Annotated in this window: 11 protein-coding genes; 7 read left to right on the top strand and 4 right to left on the bottom strand. The window is 71.7% G+C overall.

Annotated features, from left to right (window positions below; translation table 11 throughout):
- Window positions 1-12: 12 nt before the first annotated feature.
- The gene (locus tag ACIBSV_RS19660) at window positions 13-561 is read left to right on the top strand and encodes a winged helix-turn-helix transcriptional regulator (RefSeq protein ID WP_395864602.1); all 549 of its coding nucleotides are present in this window, start codon (window positions 13-15) and stop codon (window positions 559-561) included.
- A gap of 103 nt (window positions 562-664) precedes the next feature.
- Here ACIBSV_RS19660 and ACIBSV_RS19655 read toward each other — a convergent pair whose 3' ends face one another.
- Window positions 665-1,891, bottom strand: a complete 1,227-nt coding sequence (locus tag ACIBSV_RS19655) for a DUF2786 domain-containing protein (protein ID WP_395864600.1) — start codon at window positions 1,889-1,891, stop codon at window positions 665-667.
- 66 nt (window positions 1,892-1,957) lie between these two features.
- Window positions 1,958-2,770 carry a DUF6597 domain-containing transcriptional factor gene (locus tag ACIBSV_RS19650; RefSeq protein ID WP_395864598.1) on the bottom strand — a complete coding sequence of 271 codons (813 nt, stop codon included), beginning with the start codon at window positions 2,768-2,770 and terminating at the stop codon, window positions 1,958-1,960.
- Between the two features lie 93 nt (window positions 2,771-2,863).
- On the opposite strand from ACIBSV_RS19650, the gene ACIBSV_RS19645 reads away from it, so the two are divergent.
- Together ACIBSV_RS19645 and ACIBSV_RS19640 are read left to right on the top strand one after the other, a co-directional pair.
- Complete coding sequence (locus tag ACIBSV_RS19645) at window positions 2,864-3,442, top strand: TIGR03086 family metal-binding protein (RefSeq protein ID WP_395864596.1); 579 nt, start codon at window positions 2,864-2,866, stop codon at window positions 3,440-3,442.
- A gap of 112 nt (window positions 3,443-3,554) precedes the next feature.
- The gene (locus ACIBSV_RS19640) at window positions 3,555-4,340 is read left to right on the top strand and encodes a hypothetical protein (RefSeq protein WP_395864594.1); all 786 of its coding nucleotides are present in this window, start codon (window positions 3,555-3,557) and stop codon (window positions 4,338-4,340) included.
- A gap of 48 nt (window positions 4,341-4,388) precedes the next feature.
- Here the strand turns inward: ACIBSV_RS19640 and ACIBSV_RS19635 are convergent, their stop codons facing one another.
- The gene (locus ACIBSV_RS19635; RefSeq protein WP_395864593.1) at window positions 4,389-7,151 is read right to left on the bottom strand and encodes an AAA family ATPase; all 2,763 of its coding nucleotides are present in this window, start codon (window positions 7,149-7,151) and stop codon (window positions 4,389-4,391) included.
- A gap of 215 nt (window positions 7,152-7,366) precedes the next feature.
- On the opposite strand from ACIBSV_RS19635, the gene ACIBSV_RS19630 reads away from it, so the two are divergent.
- Together ACIBSV_RS19630 and ACIBSV_RS19625 are read left to right on the top strand one after the other, a co-directional pair.
- Window positions 7,367-7,744 carry a nuclear transport factor 2 family protein gene (locus ACIBSV_RS19630; protein WP_395864591.1) on the top strand — a complete coding sequence of 126 codons (378 nt, stop codon included), beginning with the start codon at window positions 7,367-7,369 and terminating at the stop codon, window positions 7,742-7,744.
- 326 nt (window positions 7,745-8,070) lie between these two features.
- Window positions 8,071-9,582 (top strand): MFS transporter, encoded by a 1,512-nt coding sequence (locus tag ACIBSV_RS19625; RefSeq protein WP_395864589.1) that lies wholly within the window; start codon window positions 8,071-8,073, stop codon window positions 9,580-9,582.
- Between the two features lie 160 nt (window positions 9,583-9,742).
- On the opposite strand, the gene ACIBSV_RS19620 is transcribed toward ACIBSV_RS19625, so the two are convergent.
- Entirely contained in the window at window positions 9,743-11,371 is a 1,629-nt protein-coding gene (locus ACIBSV_RS19620) for an MFS transporter (RefSeq protein ID WP_395864587.1), read from the bottom strand.
- A gap of 121 nt (window positions 11,372-11,492) precedes the next feature.
- Here ACIBSV_RS19620 and ACIBSV_RS19615 point away from each other — a divergent pair, with 121 nt between their 5' ends.
- Window positions 11,493-12,227 (top strand): TetR/AcrR family transcriptional regulator, encoded by a 735-nt coding sequence (locus ACIBSV_RS19615; RefSeq protein ID WP_395864585.1) that lies wholly within the window; start codon window positions 11,493-11,495, stop codon window positions 12,225-12,227.
- 662 nt (window positions 12,228-12,889) lie between these two features.
- Window positions 12,890-14,395, top strand: coding sequence for an ATP-binding protein (locus ACIBSV_RS19610; RefSeq protein WP_395864583.1), 1,506 nt, complete (start codon window positions 12,890-12,892; stop codon window positions 14,393-14,395).
- The last annotated feature ends 403 nt before the right edge of the window (window positions 14,396-14,798 follow it).

Below are 14,798 nucleotides of genomic sequence, written 5' to 3'. Positions count from 1 at the left end.
TAATGTGGCGACATGAAGCGGACCTCGTTCGGAAGCTGGCCGTGCTCCATCGCGCGCGTCCTCGAGTTGTTCGGCGACGGGTGGACGCCGCTCGTGTTGCGTGAGGCGTCCTACGGGGTCCGGCGGTTCGAGGATCTCCAGGAGAACCTGGGGATCGGCCGCAACGTGCTGGCGCAGCGGCTGAACAGGCTGGTCGAGGAGGGCCTGCTCGACCGGGTTCCGTACGAGGAGCGGCGGCCCCGGCACGAGTATGTGCTGACCGCCAAGGGGCGCGACTTCTTCCCGGTGCTGGTGGCGATCGGGCACTGGGGCGACACCTGGCTCGCGGACGAGACCGGGCCGCCGGTGGTCTACCGGCACGGCGGCTCCGAGGGACACGAGGCGCAGGCCGCCGTGATCTGTGCGGTGTGTGGCGACCCGCTCCATCTGGAGGACGTCGAGCCGTTGGCGGGACCGGGTATGACGGCGCGTCAGGCGCATCGAGCGGTGGCCGAGGGGCGTTGCGGGGCGCCCACCTCGGCGGTGCCGGCGCAACGGGGGACCTGGTTGCCGGGGATGTAGCGGCCGGCGGGTCGCTCGGGTCGCCTGGGTCGTCCGGGCCGCCTGCCTGCTCGGCCCCGGCCGCGATGCGGGTGCGGGTCGATGCTCGGGGGGTGTGCGCCGGTTACGGGCGGGCCGGTCCGCCGCGCTCCAGCTTGTCCCGCAGGCCCAGTTCGGCCCGGTCGGCGGCGGCCTGGCCGTGTCGCCATCCGTCCGCGTCGCGGCCGCGCAGACGGTGTGTGGTCTTGGTGGGGAACATCCGCTCGGTGGTCTCCTGGACCGCGACGTCGCGCGCGGCCAGGACCGGCAGCAGGCGGTTCTCGGCGGCCCGGTCCGCGCTCGCCTCGGCCTCCTCCTTCGCGGCGGTCAGCCGCTCGCGGATCCGGTCGGCGTAGGCGATCAGGAACGACTGGCGGAAGGTCTTGGTCCGGCGCGAGCGGCCGGACTCGTGGTAGCGCGAGCCGGCCCGGTTCATCGCGGCGGTGGCCTGCACCAGGAGCGAGGTGTAGAGCAGTTCGACCGCGTCCAGGTCGGAGTCGAAGCCGACCACGGTGGAGAAGCCCAGCGTGCTCGACCAGATCGCCTGGCAGCCGTTGGCGTCGGCGACCGCGTCGAGCAGCAGTGCCTTGGCGCCCTCGTACGGGTTGTCCACGCCGATCCGGCACGCGGCGGGGGCGTGGCGCGAACCCTCCTGCGCGCCCAGCAGTGCCTCGTCGATCCGATGCCGGGTCATCAGCTCCTGCGCCTTGGCGGTGAACGCCTCCGCCTCCTCCGGGAATTCGCTCGACTCGGCCTTGGCGAGCAGAGCGCGCACCCGGCCGAGTTGGCGGGGTTCGCCGGTGGCGGGCTGCTTGCGGGCCGGCTCCTGGAAGGACGCGGCGGCGAGTGGCTCGATGGCGGGCAGCCGGGCAACGCAGCGGAGCAGTTCGAGCACGCGCGCGGCGGTGCCGAAGCGGTCCAGATGCTCCCGGGCGCCGAGTTCGGCGAGGTAGGCGTCGTCCGAGCTCCACCACGGGGTGCTCGCGTCCAGATCGCGCAGTTGGGCGGTCCACCGGCGGCCGGTGCCCGGGTGGCTGCGGGCCTGCGCGGCGACCACGTCGGCGGCGAGCGCGGCGTGCCGCTCGCCCAGCTCGCGGGTGACCGCGCGAACCACGTCGGCGGGTTGCCAGCCGCGCCGCCAGCAGCCGTCGGCGACGCGCTCGTACAGGGCGAGCACGGCGCGCGAGATTTCCGGCCAGTCGCCGGCGGAGGCCGCGAGCAGGGACGCGCCGAGGTCGATCGTGTCCTCCAGGGCGTCGTCGGACGCGCTCAGGACGGCGTGGAATCGGGTTTCGACGAGCGTGGTGGGCACCCGTCAAGGATTGCATTGTCGGCGCGTGAACGATTCGGGCCCGGTCGGGCCGCCGCGCGCGGGTGCTCAGGTGCGGGCGTAGCGGCCCGGTGCGGTGCCCACGGTGGCGGTGAAATCGCGGGTCAGGTGGGCCTGGTCGGCATAGCCCAGATCGGCCGCGAGCGCGGCCCAGTCGATCCCGGCGCCGTGCTCGGCCCGTTCGGCGACCTCCTGGAGGCGGGCCCGGCGGAGCACCCACTTGGGGCCGACCCCGACGTACTCGGCGAACAGGCGCTGGAGGCGGCGGACCGGGACGCCGACCTCCTCGGCCAGGTCGTCGACCCGGAACAGGTTCGGGTTCGTGGTGATGCGCTCGACGATCGCGGCGACCTCGGCCACCGCGGGGTCGAGGTCGGGCGGGGCCTGGGACGGCCCGGACAGCACGCCGCGCAGCCAGGTCTCGGCCAGGACGACCCGGTCGGCCTCGGCGGCGGTGCCGAGCACGCGCTCGCCGACCTCCCCGACGGTCGGGCCGAACAGGTCGACCGCGGGCAGCACCCGATCGGTCAGCGCCGCCACCGGACCGCCCAGGACGGACCGGAAGCCGCCCGCGCGGAACCGGATCCCGAACACGTGTCCGGCGCCGATCAGCTCGCGCTCGAACACGTCCCGCACCACGCCGTACACGGCCGGGTACGGCTGCTCGAAGACCACGTGCACGTTGGGGTGCGAGAGCACCTTCTGCTTGAAGGGCGCCCGACCGTGCAGGTCCCAGCGCACGATCCAGTGGTAGTCGACGAAGGGTGCCAGGTCGGGGGCCGGCTCGTACCGGCTCGCGTCCCAGTTGCCCGGTTCGACGGCCGCGCGCAGCACCCCGCGAGCGCGATCGGGAAGTGTCATGTCTCCACCGTAGCCGGCGCCGGTGACACCGCCCGTCGAGCCCTGTCGCGTTTGTTCAAGACCGGTTTCCGCAGGTCGCATAGCGTCTGACGCATGAACATTCACCACCTCTTCGTCGAAGCCGCCGCGGAAGCCGACCGGATCGCCCACGGTGTTCCGCCCGAGCCCGCGGCCGGGCCCACGCCGTGCGGCGACTACGACACCCGGGCGCTGATCAACCACTGGGTCGTGTTCACCTCGCACGGCATGGAGCACCGGGCGCTGCGTACGACGCTGCCGGAGGAGATGACCACGCGCGATTTCGTCGCCGAGCCCGACTGGGCCGACGCGTACGCCGCGCAACTGGGTCGCGCGGTCGCGGCGTGGGCCGATCCGCAGGTGTGGGAGGGCGAGATCGACTTCGGCGGCGGCGGCACCATGCCCGCGACGGAGATCGCCGAGATGCTCCTGCTGGAGTCGGTGCTGCACGGTTGGGACGTGGCGCGGGCGACCGGCCAGGACTATCGGGCGTCGGCGGAACTGGGTGAGGCGATCGAGGGCATCGTGACCAAGTACGCGCAGATGTACCGCGAGTACGCCGGCTTCGCCGAGCCGGTGGCCGTCGGGGAGGACGCGAGCGCGTTCGAGCGTGCGCTCGGCGCGTCCGGCCGGGACCCGCGCTGGAAGGCCTGACGGCGGCCCGACCGCGGCGGCCGGTGGTCGGGATCGTCGCGCGCGCGGGGAATCCGGGCGGGAGCGGGACGGCTGTGCCTATGGTGGCCGCCGAACCCACTCGGAGGCATGCGTGGCAGCGATGGCGACACTCGACGGTTTCGGTTGTACGGTCCGATTCAGCCCGGGCGCGCGGGAGCGGGCCGAGTTCGTCGCCGGGCGTGTGGATCGTGCCGCCGCGTGGTTGGGCGAACGGCTGGGCTTCGCGCCGCGAATACGGTTGTCCGTGGCGAACGCGGCGGACTGGGACGGCGTGGCGACGGTGCCGCTGTACGGCACGCCGCAGGGTGCACAGGACCACCTGCGGGTGGCCGCCGACGACGGCTGGTTCGGCACCGAGTTGTTCGCCGCGATCCGGCCGCACCTGGGCGCCGGGACGGCCCGGGCGGTGCGTGCCGTGTACGGGGAGCCGCCCGCGCTGCGGCCGTACTTCGACCTGGTGGCGGTGCACGAGCTCACCCACCTCTTCCAGGACCAGGTCTGGCCCGGGTATCCGGGCATGTGGATCGCCGAATTGCACGCGAACCTGGCGATGGTCGGCTACGCGCACGAGGTGGAGCCGGAGCTGCTGCCGGCTCTGCGGGCCTTCACCTCGACCGTGGACGACCTGCCGGTCGAAATCACCCCGGTGCGCGAACTCGCGGACATGGAGCGCTCCTTCGAGCACGGCGCGATCAACTTCGCGTGGTTCCACTTCACCCTGACCCGGGCCGCGGAACGGTTGTGGGCGGCCGAGGGTGCGGAGGTGCTGCGCGCCGTGTACGAGCACATCCGCGCCGGGGGCGGGGCCGAGCACCCGGCGCTGCGGCAGGTCGCGGCGGAGTGGGACCGGCACGCTCGGGCCGACGCCGTCGGCTGAGCACGGCGGGCGGCGGTCCGGGCGGGCGGCGGCGGTCGCGGGTCGCGGTCAGCCGGGGCGGCCCGCCAACTCGGGGATCGCGGACAGTTCGGTGCGCGAGACGATGCCGAGCTTGGGATAGGCCTTGTACAGGTGGTGGCCGACGGTGCGCGGGCTCAGGAACAACTGGGCCGCGATGTCCCGGTTGGACAATCCCTGCGCGGCGAGCCGGGTGATCTGCAACTCCTGCGGGGTGAGCAGCGCGAGCACGCCGGCGGGGCGGGGACCCTGCGGCGTCGCGCTGCCGCCGATCGCGCCCAGTTCGGTGCGGGCGCGATCCGCCCAGGACCGGACGTCCAGGCGGTCGAACTCCTCCAGGGCGATGCGCAGCCGGTCGCGCGCGTCGGTCTTGCGGCGCATCCGGCGCAGCCATTCGCCGTACAGCAGCCCGGTTCGGGCCCGCTCCAGCGGCCGGCGCTCGCTCTCGTGCCGGGCCAGCGCGGCGAGCCAGAGCTCCTCGGCCGCGTCGTCGTCCGCCAGCAGCGCGCGGCAGCGCAGCACCAGCGCGTCGGCCCAGCGTTGGTCGGCGCGGCGGGCCCACTGCTCGAAGCGGGCCAGCGGCTCGTGCGCGCGCTCGGGGGCGCCGAACCGGACGGCGGCCTCGACCAGGTCGGGAATCGAACGGGTCGCGCAGATGTGATGGCGCATCGGTTCCCGGGTGAGCCGCTCCAGCCGGTTCAGCGCCGATTCGGGCCGGCCCAGACCCAGGTCGAGCAGTCCCAGTGCCCACGCCGACCACGGCGCGCCGGCCGGCATCGCGCTGCCCACACCGCCGGCCAGCGCCGCGTCGGCGTGCCGGTGGGCGGCCTCCTCGTCGCCGGATACGCCCGCCAGGTAGGCCAGCACGCTCTCGAACTGGCTGATCCACTGCTGCTGACCGCTGTCCTGCGCGATCCGCAGCGCCTCGGACGCGGTGGCCAGGGCGTCGGTGTGCCGACTCTCGAAGACCTCGGCCTCGGCCACGAAGAACAGGATCGTCGGCAGCCGACCGATCCCGCCGTGCAGCCGGCTCTCGGTGGCGAACATCGCCGCGATGTCGTGCGCGTGCACGTCCTGACCGAGGGTCAGGCCCACGCCGCAGGCGAGCAGCAGGTCGCGCAGCTCTTCGTTGCCGGTTCGGTGGGCGACTCGGACGAGGTCGCCGAGGTCGGGGCGCTCGGGATCGGGGCGCTGGGATTCCGGGTGCTCGGTGTCCTCGTTCGGCGGGAAGGCGGCGATGATGAAGTCGGCGACCGGGGTCACGGAGGCCGTCGCCGGCAGGTCGAGCGCGTGCAACGCCCGTACCGTGGAACGTACTTGCTCCTCGCCCAGATACCACGCGGTGTGCATCGCCTGGAGCAGCGTGCGCGCCGCGCGCTCCGGGTGGGTCACGGCGGTCAGCTCGGCGCCTCGGTGCAGCAGTTCGTGCGCACCGGCGAACGCGCCCTGCCAGAAGTCGGACAGGGCGCGTACGTGCAGCAGCCGGGCCCGGATCGCGTCGTCGGTCGTGCCGGCCTGGGCCCGCTCGGCGAACGTGCGGGCGCGGTCCAATTCGCCCGCCTCGGACGCGGCCTCGGCGGCCAGCACGAGCCGGCGGGTGCGGGCCTCGACGTCCTCGGTCAGGCGCGCGGCCTTCTCGTAGGCCAGTGCGGCGGCCAGGTGGCCGCTGCGTTCGCGGGCGCGTTCGCCGGTGCTCTCCAGGGCGGCGGCGGCCGGCTCGTCGACACCGGTCGCGGCGGCGGCCAGGTGCCAGGCGCGGCGGTCCGCGTGATCGGGCGCGTCGAACGCGGCGGCCAGCGCGCGGTGGGCGGCGAGCCGGCGGTCGATCGGCGCTCGCTGCTGGACCGCCGCCCGGATCAGCGGGTGCCGAAAACGCAGCCGGTCGTCGTCGACCACGATCAGCGACGCCTCCTCAGCGGCGGCCAGATCGGTGGGGCCGGCGCCGAACTCGGCGCCGGCCCGGAGCAGGATGCCCAGTTCGCCGGAGTCGTCGCTCGCAGCAAGGAGCAACAACATCCCGGTTCGCTCGTCGAGCCGGGTGACCTGGCCGTGGAAGGCGATCTGCAGTCGACTGGTGAGCGGCAGCGCGCCCGGGCGAAGGGTGTCGCCGGACCGTTCGCCGGCGAGGGCGACCGGCAGTTCGATCAGCGCGAGCGGGTTGCCCTGGGCCTCGGCGAGCACCCGGTAGCGGGCGGTGGCGGACAATTCCCCGGCCTGGCCGGCCAACAGCGCGCTCGCGTGCTCGGCCCGCAGCGCGCTCAGGCGCAGCTCGGGCAGGCCCGGGACGGAGAACGCGTGGCGGTCGTCGCGTGCGGCGAAGATCAGCGCGATGCCCTCCGCGTACAGCCGGCGGGCGGCGAACACGAGCGCGTCGTTGGAGGCCCGGTCCAGCCACTGTGCGTCGTCGACGACGCACAGGAGCGGGCCGTCGCCGGCGTACTCGGACAGCAGCGACAACACCGCCAGGCCGACGAACATCGGTTCCGAGCGCTCGCCCACGGCCAGCCCGAACGCGGCCTCCAGGGCCTGCCGCTGCGGGTCGGGCAGTCGGTCCAGGTACCCCAGCGCCGGGCGGAGCAGCAGGCTGAGTCCGGCGTAGGGGAGTTCGGCCTCGTATTCGACGCCGGTGCCCCGGATGGTGCGCAGGCTCGTGCCGGCGATTACGTGATCCAGGAGGGCCGTCTTGCCGATGCCGGGCTCACCGCGCACGACGAGCACGCCACTGCGGCCCTTCTCGGCGTCCGCGAGCAGTTGTTCGATGGTCGTCAGCTCGGAGTCTCTGCCGTACAACATCTCTCGCCGTCCCCGTGTCTAGCGATCTCGTGCCGGTGCCCTACCGGTCCGGTACTGGTCCGGTACTCATCCGGTACCGATCCCACCTGCGGATCCCCCCGCGCCAAAGTACCTATGCGGGACTGATTCCCGTCGGTTCGGGGCTCCGTAGGTTCATGTCCAACGGAGCTCGCCGGAACGGCCGGAAGCCCGGAGGAAGCACAAGGACGGTCACCATGACCACGAACATCGACTTCACCGCCCTGGCCGAGCGCTACATCGCCGCCTGGAACGAGGCCGACCCGGGCGCCCGCCGCAAGCTGGTCGAGGCGGTCTACACCGCGGACGCGGTGTACGTCGACCCGCTGGTGGTGGCCGAGGGTCACGACGCGATCGACGCGACGCTGGGCGCGGTACAGGGGCAGTTCGCCGGCCTGGTGTTCAGCCTCGGTGGCGCGGTCGACGGGCACCACGACCTGGCGCGTTTCACGTGGAACCTCGGCCCGGCGGGCGAGGAGGCCATCGTGGTCGGCTTCGACGTGATCCGGATCGCCGAGGACGGTCGGATCGCTCGGGTGAGCGGCTTCCTGGACAAGGTTCCGGCGGGGTTGTGACCGTTCGTCGAGTTTTCGGCAGGTTTCCGGCGAGCTCTCATTGAGCTCTCGGTCGATTGGATCCGACGCCTTCGCGTCGGTGCCGTATCCGCTGGACGGACCCGGGGCCGGGTGGAGGTAGCGCCCGGCCCCCCGGGGTCCCGGCGGCATCCGGACGCGCGCGGCCTTCCCGCCTTGCCGATCGTCCCGCGCGCCGATTGATCTCTCTTCTTCGCCTCTTCGCCTCTTCGCGCCTTCGCGCCGTCGGCCCGGTCTTGCCGCGTGCGTCGCCGTATGCCCTCTCCCGCGCCGGTCGGCGCGCTCGTATGGAACCGAAAGGAACACTCATGTCCGCCACCACGACGGCCATCGCTCCCGAAGCAGAGGCACCGACGCCCCGGCAGTCGTGGGGCGCGCTGTTGGTCCTGCTCGCCGGGATCTTCATCACCACGCTGGACTTCTTCATCGTCAACGTCGCGATCCCGGCCACGCAGGAGGATCTGCACGCGACGCCGGCCGCGATCCAATGGGTGGTCGCGGGCTTCGGGCTCGCGGTCGCCGCCGGGCTGATCACCGCCGGTCGACTCGGGGACATCTACGGCAGACGGCGGATGTTCGCGGTCGGGCTGGGGTTGTTCACCCTCGCCTCGGCGGGTTGCGGGCTGGCCGGCAACGCGGAGACGCTGATCGCCGCCCGGGTGGTCCAGGGTGCGGCGGCGGCCCTGCTGATGCCGCAGGTGCTGGGCCTCATCAACGTGCTGTACGTCGGTGGGCAGCGGGTCAAGGCGTTCACCGCGTACGGGCTCGCGATGGGTTTCGCGGGGGTCTTCGGTCAGTTGATCGGTGGCGCGCTGATCCAGGTGGACCTGTTCGGGCTCGACTGGCGCAGCATCTACTGGATCAACGTTCCGGTCGGGCTGGTCGCACTGGCCCTGACGCCGAAGCTGGTGCCGGAAAGCCGGGGCGAGGGCGGCGGCACTCGGCTCGACCTGGTCGGTACGGCGCTGATCACGCTCGGTCTGGTCGCCGTGGTGCTCCCGTTGGTCCAGGGACGCGAGCAGGGCTGGCCGCTGTGGACCTGGTTGTCGCTGGGCGTCGCTCCGCTGCTGCTCGGCGCGTTCACGCTGTACCAGCGTGGCCTGGCGTCGAAGGGCGGTGCGCCGCTGGTGGACCTGGTGCTCTTCCGTGAGCGGTCGTTCTCGGTCGGCATCACGATGGCGCTGGTGTACGGCCTGGTGAACGCGGCCTTCTTCCTGATCCTGGCGCTGTACCTGCAGATGGGTCACGGGATGTCGGCGCTCGACTCGGGGCTGCTGTTCATCGCCCTGGGCGTCGGGTACTTCCTGTCCTCGGCGGTCTCGGGGCAGATCGCGGCGAAGCTCGGGCGACAGGTGCTGGCGGTGGGCGCGTCGGTACAGGGCGTCGGGCACGTGGTGCTCGTGGAGACGCTGTCGACCACCGACGCGACCTTGGCGCTGATTCCGGGATTGGCGCTGGCGGGATTCGGGATGGGCCTGGTGATGGGGCCGATGGCGGAGACGGTGTTGTCCGGGATCCGGGCCAGGCACGTGGGTTCGGCGGCGGGGCTGCTGTCCACGGCACAGCAGGTGGGCGGCGCGCTGGGAGTGGCCCTGGTGGGCATCGTCTTCTACGACACGCTGGGTGACGCGCCGACGGCGGACACCTTCGGGGACGCGTTCGTGAACGGCCTGTGGCTGCTGACCGCGTTCTGCGCGGTGGTCGCGGTGCTGGTGCAACTGCTGCCGAGCCGGCGGGCGCGGGCCGGGGCGGATGAGGCCGAGTCCGTGGACGCCGACGAGGCGGTCGACGATTCGGTGAAGGTGGCGGTGCCGGTGTGAGGTGGCGGTGCCGGTGTGAGGTGAGCACGAGGGTGTGAGACGCGATGGGCCCCGGCCGGGTGGTCGGGGCCCATCGCGCTTGTCGTTCTCGGGAGTGTGGATGGGTTGGTCTGCGGGCGGTTTTGTTCGGTTGGTCTGCGGTCGGTTGGGATCGGCTGATTCAGTGGGCGTTTTGGCTTGGCTGGGTTTGGCCTGCGGCGGTGTCGGCGGTGCCGTCGGTGTCGGTGTCGGTGTCGTTTCGGGCTTCGGGGGTCGGGGGGCGCTTGAGGGTGAAGGCCAGGAAGGCGCCGAGTACGGCTGCCGCGCCCGCGACGAGGCCGGCGGTGCGTAGGCCGTCGATGAGGTCGGCGGGGGAGGCCGGGCCGGCGTTCGGGTCGAGGTGCGCGTTGGCCACGGCGATCAGTACGGCGAGCCCGGCCGCACCGCCGAGTTGCTGGGCGGTGGTGGCCAGGGCGGACGCGATGCCCTGTTCGCGGGCGTCCACACCGGAGGCCGCGGTGACGAACATCGCGGTGAAGGTGATGCCGCCGCCGATGCCCCAGATCAGGATGCCCGGGAGCAGCGCCGCGAACGAGCCGTCGCTCGACATGCCGAGTGCGAGGGTGCCGATGCCCAGGCCGTTGCCGAGCATTCCGACGAACAGGGTGGTCCGTAGGCCCCGGCGGCCGATCAGGGCGGGGCCGAGCCGCATGCCGGCGAACACCGACAGCACGGTCACCGGGACGAAGGCGAGGCCGGTGCGCAGCGCGCTGTAGCCCAGGCCGTTCTGGAGATAGGTGGTGAACACGTAGTAGGCGCCGCCGAGGCCGCTCTGGAATACCAGGATCACGGCCATCGCGACGGCCAGGCTGCGGTTGCCGAACAGGCGGAGCGGTACGAGCGGGTCGCGGGTGCGTTGCTCGACGAGCAGGAACGCGCCGAGCAGGACGACGCCCAGGACGATCGCGCCCGCGCCGCGGAGTGAGGCCCAGCCCGCTTCCGGCCCGCTGACCAGGCCGAAGACGAGCAGGGTGGAGCCGGCGGTGGCGAGCAGTACACCTGGGATGTCCAGGCCGGCGGGCTGATGGGTCGGTGCCTCGGGTTCCTTGGAAGTCTTGGGCGCCCTGGGCGTCGTCGGTGCCTTCGGTGCATTCGGCGCCTTCGGTCCGAGGGTGCGTGGAGCGGCGCCCAGGATGGCCGCGGCGGCCGGGACCATTACGAACATCACCCAGCGCCAGCCGCCGAGTTCGGTGAGGACGCCGCCGAGGAGGGCACCGGCGGCGAGGCCCGCGCTGCCGGCGGCGGACCAGACGGACAGCGCCCGGGTGCGCTCGCTCCCTTCCGTGAAACCGGTGTTGATGAGGGACAGCGTCGCGGGGGCGAGCATCGCGGCGCCGACGCCCTGGACCGCGCGGGCGGCCAGCAGGGTTCCGGGGTTGCCGGCGAGGCCGCCCGCGAGGCAGGCCAGGCCGAACAGCGCCAGGCCGAGCAGGAACATCCGGCGCGCGCCCAGCCGATCGACGAGCCGACCGCCGAGTAGGAGCAGGCCGCCGAAGGTCACCGCGTAGGAACTGACCACCCACTGCAACGACTGGGCGCCGAAGCCCAGTCCGGCGCCGATGTCGGGAAGGGCGACGTACACGATGTTGTAGTCGAGAGCGACCACGAACTGCGCGGCCGCGAGTACGGCCAGGAACCACGCGGTGGGAGCGCCCCGAACCGGGGCGTTGCGGGCGGAGGTGTCGCGGGTGGGGGCGCCACCTGCGGAGGCGCCCCGTACGGAGGTGTTCCGGGCAGGGGAAACAGGCACAGCGAGAGCCGTTCTGTGCGATCCGAGCGATCTGAGCGATCCGGACTATGCGGCGTGCATTTACTGCACGCCGTATAGTTACAGCACGTCGAGCAGTATCGCAACGCTGTAGAGTTCGGTCATGGCCATGGACGAACGCACGCCGACCCGCCGGGCCCGGCTACGGGTGGAGACCTCCCGCGAGATCAAGACGATCGCGCTCAAGCTGCTGGCCGAGGGCGGCCCGGGCGCGATCACGCTGCGCGCGATCGCCCGGGAGATGGGCATGACCGCGAACGCGATCTACGGCTACTACGCGACCCGGGACGACTTGGTGAACGTGCTGATCAGCGAGATCTACCTGTCCCTGGTGGAGGCCGCGGAAGCCGCTCGGGACCGGGTGCCGGTCGAGGACGCGGCGGGCCGAATGCTGGCCTGGGCGCGGGCGTTCCGGGAGTGGTCGCTGGCCAACCCGGAGGGCTTCCGACTGATCTACGGCGATCCCGTACCGGGTTACCAGGCACCGGTCGGCGGGGCCGCGTCCGAGGCGGGACACCGGGCCTGCGCCGGGCTCACCGGCCTGGTCGCCGCCGCGTGGCCGTCCGCCGAGGCGTTGCAGTCCGAGGACGCGTACGACTGGCCCGACTTCGACCCGACGCTGGTCGGGCTGATCCGCGCGGAGTTCCCCGACCTGCCACCGACCGCGGTCGCCCTCGCCCTCCGGGTGTGGGGCCGGCTGCACGGCTTGGTGTCCCTGGAGATCTACGGCCACCTACGCGGCCAGACCACCGACCCGGGCCGCATCTACCGCACCGAAATCCACGACCTCATCCGCTCCCTGGGCCTGACCCCACCACCCCGGACCCCGCCCGGCTAGGCCGAACACCCTTGCCCGCCACCGCGCTTGACCTCGACATCCCGAGCGTGCCCTCGATCGACACAAGCCGGGAAGACGCCCACATCGCGGATGACGACCCACGGCGATGTGTACGAAACGTGTACGCGGCTTCGGCGGCACAAGGCCGCTGCCCGAATCGTCGGACCCGTGACCAGCGGCGGAGCGGTGTTGCGCGGCGTGCCGTCAGGGGATCGAACTCTGAACCCGCGGATTAAAAGCTGGACAGCGGTGATGGTAGCGGGGGTTGGGGCGGGTAGCGGTGCGCAGTTCTGTCCGGATCTACACACCGCTGGGTCCCGCTGGTACCGCCTCGTGATGCGACGCGTGAGCACATCCGCTCACGCATCGCTCACGCAGCCAGAGCCTTTGGGAGTGGTCCGTACCTGGTTGTTGGCCGTCCATCCGAACAATGGTGGATTGCCTGAGCAGGCATCCTGGCGCTGCCGGACGTTCGATTCTCCTGGGCTTCACATCATGACGCCCCTCTGACGCATAAATAACAGCAGGTCAGGGCGGGTTTTGGGACGGCCTTCGCGCTCCTGGGCCCTGCTGTCGTAGCAGTCGTGGTGAAGCCCAGCGGGACGGATAATGTCGAAGTAGACTTCGACGTAATCAGGCGCAGTCAATGTGTGGAGGATCCGATGGAGAACGGTCTGCTGGTCAAGCCAGGCGACGTGGTCGACCGGGACCGAGAGTGGAACCTTCTCGCGGAGTTCCTCGCTGATCCGGATCCCGCGATGCGGCTCGGCATCGTGTCCGGGCGACGGCGGCACGGGAAGTCGTACCTTCTGCAGGCCTTGTCCGAGCAGGTCGGCGGCCTGTATGTCACGGCGGTCCGGGAAGAGGGGCGGCTGCCTGCGATCCAGCGGTTCAGCGATGCGGTCGCTGCCCATGCCGGTCTGCGGTCCGGCAGTCTGCGCCTGACGGACTGGCGTGATGTGCTGTCCAACGCCCTGGATGTGACCGCCCGTTCACCGCACCCGCTGTTGGTGATCGACGAGCTGCCGTACCTGCTGCAGCACTCACCTGAGATTCCGGGCTTGCTACAGCAGCTTTACGACGAGCGTCAGCGTGGCGCGCGGCCGGGGGACGGGCCGGGCCCGCGGTTGATCCTGTGCGGTTCCGCGATGAGTGTCATGCATGAGCTGTTGTCGGGGACGAAGCCGCTGCGGGGCCGGGCCGTGGTCGACCTGCGCCTGGGGCCGTTCGACTACCGGGACAGCCGCACCTTCTGGCAGATCAAGGATCCACTGACCGCGTTGAAGGTGCACGCGGTTCTCGGCGGTGCACCCGGCTACCGGCCGGTGGCCGCCCGCCCGCATCCGGACGACGGCTTCGACGCCTGGCTCACCCGCACCCTCCTCGACCCGGGCCGCGCGGTGTACTCGCGCACCGAGACCGAGTACCTCCTGCGGGAGGACCCGCGGATCACGCAGCACACGCTGTACTACGACATCCTCACCGCCATCGCCCAGGGCGCCACCACCCCTACCAAGATCGGCGCGGCCCTTGAGCGTCCGCGCAACGCCGTTGCCCACCCTCTCGGGGTGCTGGAGTCGACCGGCTATATCCGTCGTGAGCAGGACATCCTGCGTACCCGGCACCCGGTCATCACGCTCGCGGACCCGGTCATCCGCTTCAACCAGCTGATCACGCTGCCGCAGGCGGCCGCAGTGGAGCAGGGCTTCGCCGAGCAGGTTTGGCAGCAGGCCGCCCCGACCTTCAACTCCAAGATCCTCGGACCACACTTCGAGGACCTGGCCCGCGACTTCACCCGCCGCTACGCCTACAGCCTGCTGCCCACAAGTCTGCCCGGCCCGGTCGGCACCACCGAGGTCGCCGACCCGGCCGCCCGGACCAAGCACGAGGTCGACGTCATCGCCCTGGCTGCCGGCGAACGACCGCAGTCCCCCCGCGCGAAGATCGCCCTCATCGGGGAGGCCAAGGCGACCGCCGCCCGCCGCGGCACCGGAGACCTGCAACGTCTGGAGCACATCCGCACTCTGCTGGCCGACCAGGGCTACGACACCTCCGGCACCACGCTGGCCTTGTACTCCCTGCACGGCTTCCACCCCGACCTGATCGAACTGGTGGGCCGACGTGACAACATCCTCCTGGTCGACCTGCCCACCCTCTACGGGGAGTAATTCGGTCTGGCGGAAGTGGCTCCGGACCGGCCCAGATTCCCTGGGCGATCCGGTGACCGGCTTCCCAGTGGAAGCGCCGTACCCGCCGCGACTCCAGTGCCGCGACCACCCGCAGCCACAGATCCTCCTGCATAGCAGGCGTCGGCCACCGCCTGTCCCCCCTCGATCAGCACCCGACGAGCAGGAGCGCGTCAGTCTCTGGTCGATATCCGACAATGTTGAGACCTCTCACCAAGATCTGCGCCAGTGGCCGGCCGAGCACGGGCTCCATCCAGCGACTCCCTGGCAGTCGAAGTCTCTCGGGCCCAGGCATTCAGACAGTTCCATACCCGACGTCACCATTAAGCGTGCTGCCGCAGGTCGACCGGGCCTTGGCCGAGGCCGTCGGTCGCATCGTTCCGCG

Source organism: Embleya sp. NPDC050154 (assembly GCF_044460165.1).
Taxonomy (GTDB): Bacteria; Actinomycetota; Actinomycetes; order Streptomycetales; family Streptomycetaceae; genus Embleya.
This window is presented reverse-complemented; position numbering and strand designations above follow the sequence as displayed.

Excerpts from the sequence above, each read along its gene's own strand:
- ACIBSV_RS19630 (WP_395864591.1), top strand. The coding sequence starts at position 7,367 with ATGACCACGAACATCGACTTCACCGCCCTGGCCGAGCGCTACATCGCC.
- ACIBSV_RS19610 (WP_395864583.1), top strand. The coding sequence starts at position 12,890 with ATGGAGAACGGTCTGCTGGTCAAGCCAGGCGACGTGGTCGACCGGGAC.
- ACIBSV_RS19645 (WP_395864596.1), top strand. The coding sequence starts at position 2,864 with ATGAACATTCACCACCTCTTCGTCGAAGCCGCCGCGGAAGCCGACCGG.
- ACIBSV_RS19615 (WP_395864585.1), top strand. The coding sequence starts at position 11,493 with ATGGCCATGGACGAACGCACGCCGACCCGCCGGGCCCGGCTACGGGTG.
- ACIBSV_RS19625 (WP_395864589.1), top strand. The coding sequence starts at position 8,071 with ATGTCCGCCACCACGACGGCCATCGCTCCCGAAGCAGAGGCACCGACG.
- ACIBSV_RS19650 (WP_395864598.1), bottom strand. The coding sequence starts at position 2,770 with ATGACACTTCCCGATCGCGCTCGCGGGGTGCTGCGCGCGGCCGTCGAA.
- ACIBSV_RS19635 (WP_395864593.1), bottom strand. The coding sequence starts at position 7,151 with ATGTTGTACGGCAGAGACTCCGAGCTGACGACCATCGAACAACTGCTC.
- ACIBSV_RS19660 (WP_395864602.1), top strand. The coding sequence starts at position 13 with ATGAAGCGGACCTCGTTCGGAAGCTGGCCGTGCTCCATCGCGCGCGTC.